General features: G+C 60.2%; 15 protein-coding genes. 7 read left to right on the forward strand and 8 right to left on the reverse strand.

The features are described from left to right. Window positions 1–41 precede the first annotated feature (41 nt). On the forward strand, window positions 42–1,520 hold the full coding sequence (locus tag ACR0KW_RS06915; RefSeq protein WP_480804333.1) for an inorganic phosphate transporter: 1,479 nt from the start codon (window positions 42–44) through the stop codon (window positions 1,518–1,520). 6 nt (window positions 1,521–1,526) lie between these two features. Here ACR0KW_RS06915 and ACR0KW_RS06920 read toward each other — a convergent pair whose 3' ends face one another. From ACR0KW_RS06920 to ACR0KW_RS06930, 3 genes are all read right to left on the reverse strand, one after another. Then, window positions 1,527–2,501, reverse strand: coding sequence for a 2-dehydropantoate 2-reductase (locus ACR0KW_RS06920; RefSeq protein ID WP_480804334.1), 975 nt, complete (start codon window positions 2,499–2,501; stop codon window positions 1,527–1,529). A gap of 66 nt (window positions 2,502–2,567) precedes the next feature. Continuing rightward, a complete protein-coding gene (locus ACR0KW_RS06925; RefSeq protein WP_480804335.1) occupies window positions 2,568–3,530 on the reverse strand; it encodes a pirin family protein in 963 nt (320 codons plus the stop codon). Window positions 3,531–3,643: 113 nt separating this feature from the next. Further along, window positions 3,644–4,474, reverse strand: coding sequence for a phytanoyl-CoA dioxygenase family protein (locus tag ACR0KW_RS06930; RefSeq protein WP_480804336.1), 831 nt, complete (start codon window positions 4,472–4,474; stop codon window positions 3,644–3,646). A 180-nt stretch (window positions 4,475–4,654) separates the two neighbouring features. On the opposite strand from ACR0KW_RS06930, the gene ACR0KW_RS06935 reads away from it, so the two are divergent. Both ACR0KW_RS06935 and ACR0KW_RS06940 read left to right on the forward strand, forming a co-directional pair. After that, entirely contained in the window at window positions 4,655–5,143 is a 489-nt protein-coding gene (locus ACR0KW_RS06935; RefSeq protein ID WP_480804337.1) for a twin-arginine translocation pathway signal, read from the forward strand. A gap of 6 nt (window positions 5,144–5,149) precedes the next feature. Beyond that, a complete protein-coding gene (locus ACR0KW_RS06940) occupies window positions 5,150–5,746 on the forward strand; it encodes a ferric reductase-like transmembrane domain-containing protein (protein ID WP_480804338.1) in 597 nt (198 codons plus the stop codon). Here the strand turns inward: ACR0KW_RS06940 and argF are convergent. After that, on the reverse strand, window positions 5,743–6,669 hold the full coding sequence (gene argF / locus ACR0KW_RS06945; RefSeq protein WP_480804339.1) for an ornithine carbamoyltransferase: 927 nt from the start codon (window positions 6,667–6,669) through the stop codon (window positions 5,743–5,745). The two genes, ACR0KW_RS06940 and argF, sit on opposite strands and share 4 nt — an antisense overlap. 73 nt (window positions 6,670–6,742) lie before the next feature. Continuing rightward, window positions 6,743–7,930, reverse strand: coding sequence for an aspartate aminotransferase family protein (locus ACR0KW_RS06950; protein ID WP_170326839.1), 1,188 nt, complete (start codon window positions 7,928–7,930; stop codon window positions 6,743–6,745). A gap of 293 nt (window positions 7,931–8,223) precedes the next feature. Here ACR0KW_RS06950 and ACR0KW_RS06955 point away from each other — a divergent pair, with 293 nt between their 5' ends. Further along, window positions 8,224–9,114, forward strand: a complete 891-nt coding sequence (locus ACR0KW_RS06955) for a DMT family transporter (RefSeq protein ID WP_480804340.1) — start codon at window positions 8,224–8,226, stop codon at window positions 9,112–9,114. Here the strand turns inward: ACR0KW_RS06955 and ACR0KW_RS06960 are convergent. Further along, a complete protein-coding gene (locus ACR0KW_RS06960) occupies window positions 9,096–9,899 on the reverse strand; it encodes an ABC transporter permease (protein ID WP_480804341.1) in 804 nt (267 codons plus the stop codon). The genes ACR0KW_RS06955 and ACR0KW_RS06960 overlap by 19 nt on opposite strands. Window positions 9,900–10,024: 125 nt before the next feature. Here ACR0KW_RS06960 and ACR0KW_RS06965 point away from each other — a divergent pair, with 125 nt between their 5' ends. Next, window positions 10,025–10,600, forward strand: coding sequence for a GcrA family cell cycle regulator (locus ACR0KW_RS06965; protein WP_170445228.1), 576 nt, complete (start codon window positions 10,025–10,027; stop codon window positions 10,598–10,600). 223 nt (window positions 10,601–10,823) lie between these two features. After that, a complete protein-coding gene (locus ACR0KW_RS06970; protein ID WP_480804342.1) occupies window positions 10,824–11,441 on the forward strand; it encodes a hypothetical protein in 618 nt (205 codons plus the stop codon). A gap of 4 nt (window positions 11,442–11,445) precedes the next feature. Here the strand turns inward: ACR0KW_RS06970 and ACR0KW_RS06975 are convergent, their stop codons facing one another. Together ACR0KW_RS06975 and ACR0KW_RS06980 are read right to left on the reverse strand one after the other, a co-directional pair. After that, complete coding sequence (locus tag ACR0KW_RS06975) at window positions 11,446–12,522, reverse strand: DUF2235 domain-containing protein (protein WP_480804343.1); 1,077 nt, start codon at window positions 12,520–12,522, stop codon at window positions 11,446–11,448. Next, on the reverse strand, window positions 12,500–14,791 hold the full coding sequence (locus tag ACR0KW_RS06980) for a xanthine dehydrogenase family protein molybdopterin-binding subunit (RefSeq protein WP_480804344.1): 2,292 nt from the start codon (window positions 14,789–14,791) through the stop codon (window positions 12,500–12,502). Before ACR0KW_RS06980 ends, ACR0KW_RS06975 begins: the two co-directional genes overlap by 23 nt. 140 nt (window positions 14,792–14,931) lie before the next feature. On the opposite strand from ACR0KW_RS06980, the gene ACR0KW_RS06985 reads away from it, so the two are divergent. Continuing rightward, window positions 14,932–18,093 carry a valine--tRNA ligase gene (locus tag ACR0KW_RS06985; protein WP_480804345.1) on the forward strand — a complete coding sequence of 1,054 codons (3,162 nt, stop codon included), beginning with the start codon at window positions 14,932–14,934 and terminating at the stop codon, window positions 18,091–18,093. Window positions 18,094–18,210 lie beyond the last annotated feature (117 nt).

Raw genomic sequence — 18,210 nt, forward strand, 5'->3', positions numbered from 1 at the left:
GTCTAGCCGCGTGCGTCAACTCAAGTAAGCCGCAAAATCCCATGTCGAACATGACCACAAAAACCCGTTGGCAGGCGCTGGACAGCGACCTGCACCGTATCTCGCGCATCGAAAACGCAAATGTCCACGTTGCGCGCCCGATGCTGGCACCCGGCATCGCACTGGCCTTTATTGCGCTGGCCGGTCTGTCGGCTGCAATGTTTTTCGGACAGGCCGATGGCGGGTTGATCGTTGTCGCGGCAGCGGTTTTCGGGGCCTATATGGCGGTCAATATCGGCGCCAACGATGTGGCCAACAACATGGGTCCGGCGGTTGGCGCCAATGCTCTGACTATGGGTGGCGCGATCGTTATTGCGGCCATCGCCGAAAGCGCAGGCGCGTTGTTGGCGGGTGGGGATGTAGTCTCAACCATTTCAAAGGGAATCATCGACCCGGCCTCGGTTCAAAACAGCAATGTATTTATCTGGGCAATGATGGCCGCGCTGATTTCGTCGGCAATGTGGGTCAACCTTGCCACCTGGGTCGGCGCTCCGGTTTCAACGACGCACTCGGTCGTGGGTGGCGTGATGGGCGCAGGCATCGCCGCAGCGGGCCTGAGCGCCGTAAGCTGGGGCACGATGAGCGCCATCGCCGCAAGCTGGGTGATCTCACCGGTTCTGGGCGGGGTGATCGCGGCGGGCTTTCTGGCCTTGATCAAAGCCAAGATCCAGTATCAGGACGACAAGATTGCCGCTGCGCGCCGATGGGTTCCGATCCTTGTGGCCGTTATGGCAGCGGCGTTTGCCACCTATCTGTCTGTCAAAGGCCTGAAACGGATCGTGAAGATCGAGCTTGAGATGGCTCTGCTGATCGGTCTGGCCTCCGGCCTGCTGGTTTGGTCAGTGACGGTTCCTTGGGTGCGGCGCAAGTCCGAAGGGATGGAAAACCGCACAAAATCTCTGAAAACACTGTTTGGTTTGCCGCTGGTAATCTCGGCCACGTTCCTCAGCTTTGCCCATGGCGCCAATGACGTGGCCAATGCGGTTGGCCCCTTGGCGGCGATCGTGCACACGGCTGAATTTGGCGATTTCGCCTCGAAAGTGGCGATCCCGAGTTGGGTGATGGTAATTGGCGCATTTGGGATTTCTTTCGGTCTGTTCCTGTTCGGCCCCAAACTGATCCGGATGGTGGGCAGCCAGATCACCAAGCTGAACCCGATGCGCGCCTTCTGCGTGGCGCTGTCGGCGGCGATTACCGTGATCGTGGCCAGCTGGCTGGGTCTGCCGGTCAGCTCGACCCATATCGCCGTGGGAGCGGTGTTCGGAGTTGGTTTCTATCGCGAATGGCACTCGGACCGCCGCTGGAGGCAAACGAACCGTCAGCGTCCGACCGAACAGCGACTGGCCCGCGAAGAGCATCAGCGCCGCAAACTGGTGCGTCGTTCGCATTTCATGACCATCGTGGCGGCCTGGGTCATTACCGTTCCGGCGGCTGCGGCCATGTCTGCGACGATCTTCGTGTTCCTGACGGCCTTTATCTGACCCTGCCTAAAGCCTGACCTGATCCGGCGACAAAGCGGTTTCCGGCGCTTGTTCGATCAGCGCCCGCACTTTGGCGCAAATCGGCGTCGCCACATCAAACTTTGCGCCAAGGCGAATAATCTCGCCTTGCAAACTGTCAATTTCGGTCGGACGCCCTGCCATCAGATCATAGGCCATCGAGGTTCGCGCGCTAGGGTCTATCGTCAACATCCGCGCCGCAATACGGGTAAAGATCGGCGTCGGCAGACGCAGGATATGCGGCGTCACCCATGCAGGCAGCGGTGTAGTCGAAGCCACCGGGTGACCGGCCGCCTTCAAAACCGCCAGAGCTTCGGCCATCTGCTGCGCCATCAACCGACGCCAGTTGCGGTCCAGCAGTTGCTCTTTCAGCGTCAGACCGGACAGCGCGTTCAGCGCGTTGTTGAGGTTGATCACCAGCTTACCCCATTGCACCGCGTCGATGTCATCGCTTTCGATCACCGGCAGATCCAGGCTGCTGAGCCTTTGACCCAGAGCACCGGGGCCGCTTTGGATGACAATTTCGCCCGAGGTCGCCCGATGAAAACACGCCGGTTCGGTCGGCACTACGTTAAACGGCACCATCCCGGCGCGCACGTCGCGGCCCGGCAGCACTTCACGCAGAGTGCGGGCATTTTCCATCCCGTTCTGCCAGGACAGGATTGGAGGAGATGTTGGCGTGTTCTGGGCGATCCGGGCGGCGATTTCAGCCGTAGCGACAGTCTTGACCGTGATGATCACGGCCTCTGCGGTGGTCAGACAGCTTGGGTCGTCAGTCAGGATCAGTTTTTGCGAAGAAACGTGACGACTCAGGCCCGAGAAATCCGTAACCGTCAGCCCCCTGTCGCGGATCGGGTCCAGAATGCGCGGTCGGCCGAGCAGGGTCACGTCATGGCCTGCATGGGCCAGCAAGGCCCCGCAATAGCACCCGATACTGCCTGCGCCTGCGATCACGATCTTCATGGTGTCCCTCCCCGGCGCAAAGGATCGCCGGGAACAGAGTGTCGGGCAAGGCCCCCTGACGTGTGGTCAGCGCACCAATCGTGGCCGGGTGCGCTCCAACTCTTCCGAGATCGGAATGAACTCTTGATCGTCCCCCGGAGGCAGGTGGAATGCGCCATTCGCCCAGTCGGCGGTTTTCCATTCGCGCGTGGCGGTTTCGATCTTGTCCTTCGAGGACGACACGAAGTTCCACCAGATATAACGTTCCTCGTTCAGCGTCGCGCCACCCAGCAGCATCAGCCGCGCGCCCATCGGCCCAGCTTTGACCGACAGACGGTCGCCCGGGCGGAACACCATCATGCGGCCTTCCTCGAACCTGTCACCTGCAATCTCGACCGAGCCCTGCGTGACGTAGACACCCCGGTCCTCGTGATCATCCGGCAGGGGGAACGCGGCGCCCGGATCAAGCTGTACGTCCAGATAGAAAGTTTCGGACAGCATCGTGACCGGGCTGGTTTCCCCATAGGCCGAACCGAGGATCAGACGCGCGCTGACCCCATTGTCCTGAATATGCGGAAGCGCGGCTTGTTTGTGATGCTCGAAATCGGGGGCCATATCCTCATGCGCCTCAGGCAGAGCAATCCAGGTCTGGATGCCGAACAGGCTGTGTCTCTTGCCCCGCGTTTCTTCACTGGTGCGCTCGGAATGCGTGACACCGCGGCCCGCGACCATCCAATTGACCTCGCCCGGGTAAATCATCTGATGTGTGCCAAGACTGTCGCGATGTTCGAACTCGCCCTGATACAGGTAGGTAACGGTGCCCAGTCCGATATGCGGATGCGGGCGGACGTCGATGCCGCCATCGGTGATAAACTCGGCCGGCCCCATCTGATCAAAAAAGATGAACGGGCCCACAAGTTGACGTTTGATAGAAGGCAGCGCGCGGCGCACTTCGAACCCGCCCAGATCGCGGGCGCGTGGGATGATCAAAGTCTCAAGTGCCGCATTTTCCGACAGGCATTCGGGGTTGTGGGTCGGGTTCCAACTCATTCCAGCTCTCCTGCGATCAGAGGATTAGAGTTCATAAATGAAGGATATAGGGCGATTTTTAACAAGAAAACTTGCAATTTTGCACAATCAGAGTGCAGGTGTTTTTGCGACAGCTACGGCCACAACCGGGGGAAAAACGGCCCGTCGATGCGATCCCCTTCGCTGTAGCCCGCCGCCTCGAACTGGGCACGCTCGTCTTTTGCCCAGTCGCCGCGATACCGGATGACCCCGTCCGGCGCCGTCATCCGCAGGGTAAAGCGCCGAACCGTTTCCGTTGGCGTTACCGAGGACAACCCTCCGTGCAGGGTACGCATGTCGAAAAAGATGCAATCGCCCAACTGCATATCCCATTGCAGCAGGTCGTAGGCGTCCGGTTCAGCGTTGACATCGGGCGGTGGGTGATAGGTCAGGCCTGCGACCTCGGTCGGTTCATAGCTGGGATGCCCGTCCGCAAACCGGACCCGCATGAACAGCTTGTCCCAGAGGTGCGAGCCTTTGACGAAGGTGATACCGTTCTCCTTGGTCACCGGCTCCAGCGGCAACCAGAGGACGCACATCGTGCCTTCGAAGTCGAAATAGGACAGGTCCTGATGGAATGGCGGGCGTGAAGCCGACCCGGCCTCGCGCAGGAACCAGTTATCCATGACAAGGTTGATCGACGGCGCGCCTAACAGTTGCCCCGCCAGCGCGGCGCAGGGGGAATTGCGCACAAAATCGGTGAATTGAGGGATTTTGTTCCAGGCCCAGTAATCCTCGAAATAGGCCGGGGCGCTGGGGTCTTTGGTATGGCGGGTGAAGTTTTCGGTTGGGGCGGCGAGGTCCGCATCGATCCCCGCGCGCAGCAGCGACAGCCAATGGTCCGAGAACTTCGAACGCAGGACGACGGCCCCGTCGCGCTTGAAGGCAGCGATTTCGTCAGGTGACACCGTTTGCATCTGGTCCATGGGGCGGCCTTTCGGATCGGCATCGCAAGGATGGCACCCTTACTCACGTTGCGTCAAAGAAATTCACGTGAGGCGATCACAGGGCCGTGAAACCCGCCTCGGAAAAGGCGCGAACCGTGCTATCTTTGCGTCGTGGCGCGTCCCGGTCCCATTGGATGACACCTTGCAGGAGGTCCCGACATGACGAATACACGCTTTTCCCGTCGTTCCCTGATCGCCCTCGGCGGTGCCGTTCTGGCGACCGGTGCCACCGGCCTGCTGCTGCCTGCGCGTGCGACGGGGGTGGCCCCGACACCGTCCATGCGCGGTGGGTCCAACAACTACCGCCCCGGCGCGCCCATCGTTGATCGGATCGGCGGCGGCGGGTTCTGGATGACCGGCACCGTGCGGCGCGCTGGTGATGGAGCCCCCCTGCCCGGCCAGCGCATCCAGATTTGGGCCCACACGACCGAAGGCCACGAACGCGACCCGCAGAGCCACGGCGCAACGCTGACCAATGCGAATGGGGAGTTTCGGCTTGAGATGCCGCAAATCGTACCCGCCTTCGGCCAACCACATGGCCATCTGGCCTATGATAGCGGTGAGTTTGAGACGGTGTTCCTGCGGCCGATCATGGCGAGTTCAAAGGACAAGACCCTCGCCGCGCATTTCGTTCTGCAACCCCTCTGACCTTTCGTGACACGTGCCCTGTTGATCTGGACGGCCCTGACCCTCGTCCTGGCGGTGCCGCTGATCGCGGCGGCGAACAGCCCGCTTCTGGCGTGGCGTGATCCGGTCTACATCATCGCAGGTTTTGCGGGTGTGGTCGGTATGGGGTTGCTGTTGCTGCAGCCGCTTCTGGCCGGTCGATACCTGCCGGGGCTTTCTCCGCTGGCCAGCCGCCAATGCCATCGATGGGTTGGCATCGCGTTGGTTGCCACCATCCTGATCCATGTCGGCGGCTTATGGATCACCAGCCCGCCGGATGTGGTGGACGCTTTGCTGTTCGTCTCACCCACCCCGTTTTCCGCCTGGGGCGTTATCGCGATGTGGACGGGTTTTGCAGCGGCCTTTCTGGGCCTCTACCGGCAACGCATGCGTCTTCGGTTTCGGGTTTGGAGGCTGGGTCACACGGCACTGGCCGCTGTGACCATCACCGGCAGCGTCGTGCACGCGATGCTGATCGAAGGCACGATGGAGATCATGACCAAATCCGCCCTTTGCGCGCTGGTCTTGTTGGCGAGCGCCCGAACGCTCGCCAAACTGCGTGTTTGGGATGTGCGCAGACGTTAAACGCCCAGACACCAGCGCATCACGGCCTTTTGCGCGTGCAGACGGTTCTCGGCCTCGTCAAAGATCACCGAGTTCGGGCCATCCATCACCTCAGACGTTGCCTCTTCCTCGCGGTGCGCGGGCAGGCAGTGCATGAACAGCGCGTCGGGCTTGGCGTGCGACATAAGCTCGGTGTTCACCTGATACGGACGCAGCAGGTTGTGACGACGTTCTTTGGCCGACTGGGAATCGTGCATCGAGACCCAGGTGTCCGCAACCACCAGATCCGCGCCTTCTACGGCTTTGAACGGGTCCCGCTCGACCACGATTTTCGAGCCCTTCTGGCGAGCGAAGCCCATGAACTCTTCTTCGGGGTCGAACTGCGCCGGGCCGGTGAAGGTCAGATCAAACCCGAACTGCCCCGCCGCGTGCAGGAACGAGGCGCAGACATTGTTGCCGTCGCCGGTCCAGACAACCTTTTTGCCTGCGATGGGGCCGCGATGTTCTTCGAAGGTCAGCACGTCGGCCATGATCTGGCAGGGATGGGTACGGTCGGTCAGGCCGTTGATCACCGGCACGTCGGAATATTCGGCCATCTCGGTCAGGATCGTCTCATCAAACGTCCGGATCATGATCATGTCGACATAGCGCGACAGAACACGTGCGGTATCGGCGATGGTCTCGCCATGGCCCAGCTGCATGTCTTTGCCCGACAGCACCATGGTCTGCCCGCCCATCTGGCGCACACCGACATCAAAGGACACACGGGTCCGGGTCGAAGGTTTTTCGAAGATCAGCGCAACCATGCGATCCTTGAGCGGAAGGTCGTCATCCGGCGCAGCTTTCGGGCGGCCCAGACGGGCCTTTTTCATCTCACCGGCCTGATTGATCATCACACGCAGATCGTCTGCGTCAGTTTTGTGGATATCGAGAAAATGGTTCATTTCGCTTCGCTTTTGGCTGTCGGTTAGTGGGTCCAGCCCCCACACAACCGGAGTACTTGGAAAAAGATGAAGTTCAGGCGGTCGCAAGCTTGCCTTCGACCTGCGCGGCGGCCTTGTCGAGGCGGATCATGGCCTGCGCGATGTCATCCTCGGTCAGGGTCAGCGGTGGCAGCAGGCGGATCACGTTGTCGGCAGCGGGAACGGTGATGACCTCGTTGTCATAGCCCGCATTCACCACGTCCGTGTTGGTTGCCGTGCATTTGATACCCAGCATCAGGCCAGAGCCCCGAACCTCTTCGAACACCTCCGGGTGATCGGCAACCAGACCCTCCAGCTTTTGGCGCAGCAGACCGGCTTTGCGGTTCACACCTTCCAGAAAGGCGGGCGTGGCGACCTGATCGATCACCGCGCAACCGACGGCACAGCCCAGCGGGTTGCCGCCATAGGTCGAGCCATGTGTGCCTGCCGTCATGCCGCTGGCGGCGTCTTCGGTGGCCAGCACCGCGCCCAGAGGGAAGCCCCCGCCTATGCCTTTGGCGACCATCATGATGTCCGGGGTAATCCCCGCCCATTCATGTGCGAACAGCTTGCCGGTCCGGCCGACACCGCATTGCACCTCGTCCAGGATCAGCAGCAGGCCGTTTTCGTCGCAGATCTGGCGCAGGGCCTTCATCTCAGCATCTGGTACCGGGCGGATACCACCTTCGCCTTGCACCGGCTCGATCAGGATCGCGGCCGTCTTGTCAGTGATGGCATTGGTGACGCCGTCGAGGTCTCCGAACGTGACATGCACGAATCCCGGCAGCAACGGACCGAAACCCTTGGTCATCTTCTCGGACCCGGCCGCCGCGATACCGGCTGAGGACCGACCGTGGAACGAGCCGCTGAAAGTAATGATCTCGACCTTTTCGGGCAGGTCTTTGTCATAGAAATACTTGCGGGCCATCTTCACGGCCAGTTCGCAGGACTCGGTGCCCGAATTGGTGAAGAACACCGTGTCGGCAAAGGTATGCTCGACCAGCTTGTCGGCCAACGCCTGCTGTTGCGGGATGTTGTACAGGTTCGACACATGCCACAGCGCGTGCGCCTGCTCGGTCAGCGCATTAACCAGTGCCGGATGCGCGTGGCCCAGTGCGTTCACCGCGATCCCGGCACCGAGGTCCAGAAAACGTCGGCCGTCCGCCTCGGTCAGCCAAGCGCCTTCGCCCTTCACAAAGGTCAGGGGCGCACGATTATAGGTCGGCAGAACGGACGGGATCATCGGATCATCCTTTTCGATATGTTGAGCCCCGTGAGTGATACACGAAGGCAGGGTTCGTCAACAGATTTGGTGGAGTTTGCGCGGATTTACAGAGCGCAATGGATCAAACGGGCCGATTACGCGGCAATGCGTCGGCGTCGGAGTCGCAGGATATGTGCGTGTTTGATCATGTCGCGCCGTATAGCGGGACGCAGACAGTCTGAAAACCCAGAAAATCGCGGCGCCCTAAATTTCACCCTGAGACGTGAGTTTCCTGCTTGCTATTTCCCAGATGCTGGCCCACCGCTAGGGGCATGACACCCGTGCGCCAGAACCCTGCCCTTGCGGCCTTGCTGATCGTGGCCGCCAGCGCATTTATCGCGAGCACAACGCTGCTGGCCAAAGCGTTGGGGACGGAAACACTGGGTCCGGCGCTGCATCCGATGCAGATCAGTCACGGGCGGTTTCTGTTCGCCTTTTTGGTTATCGTCAGCGCGGTTGGCGTTCTGCGCCCAAAACTGCGCCGCCCGCATTGGGGGCTGCATATCGGGCGGACCAGTTTCGGTTGGGTCGGGATCACGCTGATGTTCGCCTCGGTCGCGTTCATCCCGATTGCAGATGCCACGGCAATCTCCTTCCTGAACCCGGTCTTTGCCATGGTGCTGGCCGTTCCGTTGTTAAAAGAGGGCGTAGGCCCCTGGCGCTGGCTGGCCGCCGCCGTCGCCCTGACCGGAGCACTTATCCTACTGCGACCGACGCCTGCCAGTTTTCAACCCGCAGCCCTGCTTGCGCTGTCAGCAGCGGTGGTGATTGGGATGGAACTGATCTTCATCAAGAAACTCTCGAGCCGGGAAATCCCGATCCAGATTCTGCTGATCAACAATGCGATGGGGCTGACGATTGCCTCGGTCGCGGTCAGCTTCGTGTTTCAGATGCCAACCGCCGCGCAATGGGCTGCATTGGCGGGTATTGGCGTGCTTATGGCCTGTGCGCAGGCCTGCTTCGTCAACGGCATGGCGCGCGCAGACGCATCATTTGTGGCTCCGATCAGCTATGCCACGCTGATTTTCGCCGCCTTCTATGACTTTGCGGTTTTCGGCGTAATCCCGGACGCGATCAGCCAGATCGGCTCGGCCATCATCCTGACGGGCGGGCTGATCCTGATCTGGCGCGAAACGCGGCAGCGTCAGGCCTTGAGTCGGTAACCTGTCCGCAGCATTTGCCAAGTGACCGCACCAACGAACAACGTTGCCCCCGCACAGACCACCATGCCCAACCAAGGCGAGCTATCCGACACGCCGATCATCCCGTAACGCAACCCATCGATTAGGTAGAAAACCGGGTTCAGATGGCTCAGCTTGTTCAGAACCGGCGGCAGTGCCTCGACCGAGTAGAAGGTACCCGACAGGAAAGCCAAAGGCGTAACTATGAAGTTGGTGATCGCCGCCATCTGGTCAAATTTATTGGCGAAGATACCGGCAAACAGGCCTAGCGCGCCCATGAGCGCACCTCCGAGGATCACGAAGATCAGGGTAATCAACAGGTTCTGCGGCGCGATGGACAGGAACACCAGAAACGCGACCGCAACGACAAAGGCGATCAGGACACCCCGAATGACGCCCCCCGCCAGATAACCCAGCAGGATTTCCAGCGGTGAAAGCGGCGGCATCAGAGTGTCCACGATGTTGCCCTGAACCTTGGCTATGATGATCGAGGACGAGGTATTGGCAAACGCATTCTGGATCACCGTCATCATCATGATGCCCGGCGCCAGAAAGATCAGGAACGGAACCCCCATCACGTCGGACCGCCCCGGACCAATGGCGATGGTGAAGATCAGTAGGAATAATCCCGCCGTCACCAATGGCGCCAGCAACGTCTGCGTCCAGACCGCCAGAAACCGCAGGGTTTCGCGTTTGGCCAGCGTGTAGAGGCCCATCCAGTTGACCGCCCCAAACCGGCGCGCGTCCTGATCGATAAGATTCTGCATGTCTGCCCCATAGCTGATTCGAAGACCGCTTGTAACTCGGCCCGCAGTGATTAAAATAGGGGGCTGAGACGAATTCCCAAGGCGGCCCGAATCCGGGGCCGCTTTCCGCTTTTGAAAGGCAACCGATGTCCTGGACTGACGAGCGCGTAGAACTTCTGAAGAAAATGTGGGGCGAGGGCCAGTCTGCCAGCCAGATCGCCAAGGAACTGGGCGGTGTGACCCGCAACGCCGTGATCGGCAAAGTGCACCGTCTGGGCCTGTCCAACCGCGCAACCGGTGCAACGCCGGCCAAGGCCGAACCCAAGGAAAAACCGGCCCCCGCGCCCAAGGCCGAGGCCAAGCCGAAACCCGCACCCAAAACCGAGCCGGCGCGCCCGGCCCCTGCCCCGGCAGCCGAAGCGAAACCTGCGGTTCCCGCCCGCCGTCAGATCATCCCGGCGGGCCAGCCGCTGCCGCCGCAGCCTTCGGCAAATGAAATCAGCCCCGAGGCACTGGCCAAGGTCAACGAGATCGAGAAGAAGGCGAAGAAGCTGACGCTGATGGAACTGACCGAGAAGACCTGCAAGTGGCCCGTGGGCGACCCCGCGACCGAGGATTTCTGGTTCTGCGGCCTGCCCGTAGAAGCCGGTAAGCCCTATTGCGAGGCGCATGTCGGCGTAGCCTTCCAGCCCATGAGCTCGCGCCGCGACCGCCGCCGGTAAGCTTGATCTAACAAATAGGCTGGCCGCTCGCCCAATGGCGGGCGGTCAATCTTAACACTCCGCTTTCTTTACAAGAGTTTTTCAGATTCAGTTCAAATTGAATCCCAAATACCTATTCTGCGGCTACGCTGCCTTGATCTTTTTGGCCTATTTCCAGCCCTTGGATCGAACTGTCTTCGAGCCGAACTATTCCTTCGGAACTTTCCAGTTTTGGATACAGGCCATGTATCTTGTGGTCTGGATCGCGCCTGCGGTGCCTTTGATCCTTTCAGCCATGGCCCTCATGGGTTTGCGCGGGATTCCCACAATTCTCGCCCACACCCTTTTCATCGTCACACTTCTTCTTGGAGTTTTCTTCACACTAGCCTCTGGCGTACTTTCTCTGTTTTCCACCACTCAATTGCTCCATGGTCTTACCCTGACAATGGCGTTGGGGTTGGGGTTCCTCATCTGGTCGGGAAAAGATGGAAAAGTACGTCCATCACGTTTTGCAAAGCTCGGAATAGCGGTCTCGGTTATCGCAGCGCTGTGGTCTTTGCTGACCGTTCCGATGATCCATATTCAAACACGTGTGATTGCGGGTGGTTCACCCTATTGCATCGCCGGGCATGCAGAAAACTCTCCGATCGAAACCCTGCACCAACTACGTGGGTTTTCATTCTACACAACAGAGACCGGCTACAAATCGACTTCCGAATGGTACTTTCACGGTCTGCTGTTTGTCGATGATACCGACGAAGAACGTATCTACAATTGGTCCCCGAGGCGATGGCGCTTCGATCTGGTCGAGCGTCCGGATGCACTGATCAAACAAGTCACAAACGTCTGCGTCCCAAGCTGACCTTCTACTGCGCCGGATGCGAGGGCAAATCCGGCATCGGCACCCAGCCCGGCAATTCATCCGGTGCGACCGAGACATGCAGGCGTTCTGACGGATCGCGACCAATCTTGCGGTGTTTGCGCAGCAGGAAAATCTTGCCCCAGCCGCGCCAGGTTCCAACAGACGGCGCGGTGGTCGCAGTCGGGAACCGGTCGCGCCAGCCGTCGGGCAGCGGCAACCCGTGCAGCTCGGCCTTGTCCAGCATCCAGATCAGGGAAATGTTGCTAAGCGGCCGTGCGTCTTCGAATCCATTCAACTGACCACCGACATCACCGTGGGTGCCCCGGAACCAGACCTGTTCTACGTGACCGTTGAAATCAGAGGTACACTCCCACAGAACCGGTTCATAAACCTCGCGCGTCTCGTCCAGCGCCATGGCGTGATAGCCGTGCCGGGTGGCAGGCCCAAGCTGATGGTTGTGGAACGAGTGCTTTTCTTCGGCCCGGCGCCACAGCAACGGAAGACGCAGGCCCAGCGCCTTGACCGTATCCCAGACACCGATCATTTCGATGGCGATTTCATCGTGGCAGAACTGACGGCGGAAGTCCCGGGCAGCGGTGCCGTTGGGGTTGCATTCGTAGTGGCGATAGGCCTGCTTGATATTGCGCACGGTGGCGTGTTCGGCCTTGAGCAGGCCAATCATGTCGATCACCCCGGCAAGGCTGCGCACGCCGTAGGCCCCGCGCGAATAGCCGATAAAGTAGATCCGATCACCGGGTTTGTAGCGCGATGCAAGATAGCCATAGGCGCGACGGATCTGGCGGTTGATCCCCCGCCCCATCATCACGTCCAGCGAGGTTTTCCAGCTTTCCCACTGAACCCCAGCCTCGTAAAACACCGAGACCTTGCCACCCATCTCCTGACACAGACGAAACGCCTGACCTGCATGGGTTTCAAATCCCGGCTCCAGCGTCGACATTGTGCCGTCGAGGATGATGACATGGCTGACAGGCTCGCGATGAGGTGTCTCGGCCGAGTGCTCGGACCGCAGAGGCCGTCCGAGCCATCCCAGTACCTTTCTACTCAGCCGCGACAGAACCATGCGTCAACAATTCCCATACTCTGTTGGGTGTGAAAGGCATATCCGCCTGCCGCACCCCGTGATCCCAAAGCGCGTCCTGAACCGCGTTTGCCACAGCGGCCAGCGCGCCCACGGTGCCGGCCTCTCCGCAGCCCTTCATACCCATCGGGTTGGAAGTTGACGGAACCGGCGCCGAGGTAAACTTTATCATGGGTATCTCGGCCGCGCGGGGCAAGGCGTAGTCCATCAACGAAGCCGTGAGCAGTTGCCCTTGCGCATCAAGCACAACATGCTCGGTCAAGGCCTGTCCAATGCCCTGGACCACACCGCCATGCACCTGCCCTTCGGCCAGCATCGGGTTGATTAGGTTACCAAAATCATCAACGACTGTATAGTGGTCCACCCATGTTTCACCGGTGTAGGAATCGATAACAATTTCGGCAACATGCGCGCCGTTGGGATAGCTGCGCGCATCAAGATTGGCGCGCGCTACGTGTTGCAGCAGATCGGTGCGACCATCGACGCGGGCCATCTCGGCCGCCTCGGTCAGGGTGGGCGTCAGGTTTGACCCGGGCGCGCGGAATGTTTCGCGATCAAAGCTCACGTCAGCCTCCTCGACTCCCATCTTATCGGCCAGATACGGCGTGAATGCGGCGATCATGACGTCGATTGTGGCCAATGTCGCCGTGCTTTGCACCGTGACCGAGCGCGACCCACCGGTGCCGCCCCCGTGGCGCAGCTGGTCGCTGTCGCCCTGAATGATGGTGATCCGGTCCGCGGGAATGCCCGTCTGATCCGACAGAAACTGAGTATAGGCCGTCTCATGCCCCTGCCCGTTTGACTGGGTTCCAACATAGAAGTTAACGGTGCCATCCTCACAAAACGCTATCTTTGCGTTCTCGGACGGGTCTCCCAGAATGCTTTCAATATAGTAACAGAGGCCCTGCCCCCGGATCAGGCCGCGTTCGGCATCGGCGGCCTTGCGTTCGGCAAAGCCCTGCGTCTGTTCGCCCGCACGGGTCAGGACCATGTCAAAATCGCCGACGTCATAAGTTTCGCCGGTGGCGGATGTGTAGGGAAATTTCTCAGGCCGGATGAAGTTCTTTCTGCGCAGCTCCCAAGGATCGACCCCTAGTTCACGCGCCGCACGGTCCATGATCCGTTCCAGCACATAGATCGCCTCGGGCCGTCCCGCCCCGCGATAGGCGTCGACCTGTGTGGTAGTGGTATAAAACCCTTCAACCCGCATAAAGGTGGTCTGAACGTCATAGACACCCATCAGAACCTTGCTGGCCAGATCGGTCTGAATCGCCTGACCGAAATGGCTGTTATAGGCGCCGAGGTTGACCTTGTTGTGCACCCGATAAGCGGTGATGCGGTGCTCAGCGTCAAAGGCCATCTCGGCCAGCGAGGTCAGGTCGCGGCCATGATGGTCGGACAGCATCGCTTCGGACCGGTCGGACATCCAATGGACGGGTTGACCCAGCTTCATCGCGGCAACTGCGACACAGAAATATTCGGGATACGGCATCACCTTCATGCCGAACCCACCACCCACATCGGGGGTGGTGACGCGGATCGCCTCAGGCTCCAGCTTCAGCTTTTGTGCCAGTTGCGCCCGCATGGCCCAGACGCCCTGACCGCCATAGGCAAACTGCAGCCGCCCATCAGCCCAATGCGCCTGACAGCCACGCGGTTCCAGCGAGGCGATGATCACCCTATTGTCCGCCACATTCAGCGAAACGGTATGAGCAGCCTGCTGAAACGCGGCCTCGGTCGCCGCTACATCCCCTAGCCCCCAATCAAAGGCACGGTTGTCAGGGGCCTCGGGGTGCAGCACTTCCCCTCCGGCGTCGACATCCAGCTTGGCGGGCAGGTCGTCGGTCTCCATCCAGATCAACTCAACCGCATCGCGGGCCTGCATCGGTGTTTCGGCGATGACCACGGCCACCGGCTCACCAACAAACCGCACCCGGTCTTTCGCCAGCATATGCCGGTCCGGTGCTGCCGCCTTGGACCCATCCCGATTGGTCACCGTCGCCGCGCTCATCACGGTATCGATCCCCGCCCCGGCCAGATCATCCAGCGCCATGACCAGCCGCACGCCATCCGCATCACGCGCCGCGTCCAGATCCAAAGCGGTGATCCGGCCATGCGCAACCGGGCTGCGGAAGAAGGCCGCGAACAGAGCATCGCCCGGCACATCATCATCCATGTACCGCCCCTGCCCGGTCAAAAAGCGCTGATCCTCGACCCGCTTGACCGGCTGGCTTTTTCCGAACTTGTCCATGGAATGCTCCTGTCGCTGCCTCACAGGCGACATTAGGTTGCGCCCGTTCGTTGTCTAGAGCGTCCGCAGACCCTTCCACTTCGCGCCACGTTTCGTTATTGCAGGCGCTGACCTAGGATTGATGACGCAGGACGCACCCCATGGCGATGGAAAAGACATTCAACGCGGCCGAGGCCGAGGCCCGCATCTACAAGGCCTGGGAACAGGCCGGAGCCTTCAAGGCAGGCGCGAACAAATCACGTGACGAGAGCTTTACCATCATGATCCCGCCGCCCAACGTGACGGGCGCGCTTCACGTGGGCCATGCATTCAACAATACTCTACAGGACATCCTGATCCGCTGGCACCGGATGCGTGGCTTCGACACATTGTGGCAGCCCGGTCAGGACCACGCGGGTATCGCGACGCAGATGCAGGTGGAAAAGATGCTGGCCGCCACCCAGCAGCCCGGTCGCCGCGAGCTGGGGCGTGAGGCGTTTCTGGACAAGGTCTGGGAATGGAAAGGCGAATACGGCGGCACAATCATCGAACAACTGAAACGTCTGGGTTCCTCCTGCGACTGGTCACGTAACGCCTTCACCATGGCGGGCGCACCGCGCGATCCGCGAACGGGGCATGAGAACTCCGCCAATTTCCACGACGCGGTCATCAAGGTCTTCGTCGATATGTACGAAAAGGGTTTGATCTATCGCGGCAAGCGACTGGTCAACTGGGATCCGCATTTCGAAACGGCAATCTCGGATCTTGAGGTCGAGAATATCGAAGTCGCCGGTCACATGTGGCATTTCAAGTACCCGTTGGCGGACGGTGAGACATATGAGTATTTGGAAAAAGATGAAGATGGGAATGTGATCTTCCGCGAGGAACGGGATTACATTTCAATCGCCACCACTCGACCTGAAACCATGCTGGGGGACGGCGCAGTTGCGGTTCATCCATCAGATGAGCGATACGCGCCAATCGTTGGGAAACTCTGCGAAATTCCGGTTGGTCCGAAAGAGCATCGCCGTCAAATCCCGATCATCACCGATGATTATCCTGACCCAGATTTCGGCTCGGGCGCGGTGAAGATCACCGGCGCGCATGACTTCAACGACAACATGGTGGCCAAGCGCGGCGGCATCCCCATGTATCGCCTGATGGACACCAAAGGTGCGATGCGGGCCGATGGCGCGCCTTACGCTGATGAGGCGGGCAAAGCGCAGGAATACGCGCGCGGGCGTGAATTCACTGAGAACGAGATTGATGCGATCAACCTCGTCCCCGATCACCTGCGCGGGCTCGACCGGTTCGAGGCGCGGGCAAAAGTGGTTGAAGAAATCACCAATGACGGTCTGGCCGTCATGTGCCGTGCCGACGACGCGCGGCTGGGTTCGACCGCGCTGAAGCCGGAACACGAAGGTGCCGACAAGCTGGTCCCGCTGGTCGAGAGCAAACCGATCATGCAGCCCTTCGGCGACCGCTCGAAAGTGGTCATCGAGCCGATGTTCACCGACCAATGGTTCGTGGACGCTGAAAAGGTCGTCGGCCCCGCGCTGGATGCGGTCAAGGACGGCACGGTCAAGATCATCCCCGAGTCGGGCGAGAAGACCTATTACCACTGGCTGGAAAACATCGAGCCCTGGTGCATCTCGCGCCAGCTGTGGTGGGGGCATCAGATTCCGGTTTGGTATGGCCTTGATCTGTCCGCTGATGACTTCATCGACGATGAAAATGATGGTGACCTTGATCTGGTCGAACTGGGCCGCTTGCTGAATGAAGGCGGTATGCTGCATCGCGGCAATGTCATGGAATGCGCAGCGAGTCTTGAGGCCGTTACCGAGAAGTTCCTCGATGACAATGCCAACATACCCAGCCCGCTGAGCCACGCAACTGTTATAGAAGTTGCCGACAAGCAGGAAGCGATCCACCAGTTCGCTGAAAGCCTTGCTCAATACGCTGTCGACCAAGACCCGACCAAGCTGGTTTACCCGGTGTGGCGCGACCCCGACGTCCTCGACACCTGGTTCTCCTCCGGCCTCTGGCCCATCGGTACGCTGGGCTGGCCCGAACAGACCGAGGAATTGGAGCGCTATTTCCCGACGGACGTTCTGATCACCGGCTTCGACATACTGTTCTTCTGGGTCGCCCGGATGATGATGATGCAACTGGCGGTGGTCGATCAAATCCCGTTCCACACAGTCTACCTGCATCAGCTCGTCCGTGACGAGAAGGGCAAGAAGATGTCCAAGACCACCGGCAACGTTATCGATCCGCTGGAGATCGTGGACGAATTCGGCGCCGACGCGCTGCGCTTTACCAACGCCTCGATGGCGGCCATTGGGGGTGTGCTGAAGCTGTCGCGCGAGCGCATCACCGGCTATCGCAATTTCGGTACCAAGCTTTGGAACGCCGTCCGCTTTGCCGAGATGAACGAGGTCTTCACCGACGCCGTTCCGCAACTGGACGTGGGCGACCTGAAGCCCAAAGCTGCCGTGAATCGCTGGATTATCGGCGAGACCGCCCGTGTACGCGAAGAGGTCGACGCGGCGCTGGAAAGCTATCGCTTCAACGACGCGGCCAACGGACTCTATGCCTTTGTCTGGGGCAAGGTCTGCGACTGGTACGTGGAGCTGTCGAAACCGCTGCTGCAGGGCGACGACGCCGAAGCACAGGCCGAGACTCGCGCCACCATGCGCTGGGTTCTGGATCAGTGCATGATCTTGCTGCACCCGATCATGCCCTTTGTCACCGAAGAGCTGTGGGGCCTGACCGGCAACCGTACCAAGATGATCGTTCACGCCGACTGGCCGACCTACGCCGCTGCTGATCTGGTGGATGCGGATGCGGATCGTGAGATGAACTGGGTGATTTCGGTGATCGAAAACACCCGTTCGGCCCGTGCGCAGATGCGAGTTCCGGCTGGCCTCTATGTGCCGATGCTGGTGACCGAGATCGACGCCACCGGACAGGCCGCCTGGGACCGTAATGAGGCGCTGATCAAACGTCTGGCGCGGATCGACAGCCTGACTAAGGCCGATGAGCTGCCCAAGGGCACCATCTCGATCGCCGCTCCCGGTGCCTCCTTCGGCCTGCCGCTGGCGGATATCATTGACATCGGTGCCGAAAAGGAACGGCTGGAAAAAGCCAAGGGCAAGCTGGCCAAGGAACTGGGCGGCCTGCGCGGGCGTCTGAACAACCCGAAATTCGTAGCCTCGGCCCCGGAAGAAGTGGTTGCGGAAGCCAAGGCCAACCTCGCCGCCCGCGAAGAGGAAGAAGAGAAACTGAACGAGGCACTCGCCCGTCTGGCCGAGATCGCCTGATCTTCACCTTTTCCCAAACACTCAAATTAAAACCCCACCGGCCAATCCGTCGGTGGGGTTTTCTTTTGGCTCAAGGGACTTGCCCCCAAAGCGTAACCCTTGTTAGCAATTGCCGGT

The sequence above is a fragment of the Ruegeria sp. CG11 genome, from assembly GCF_056537245.1.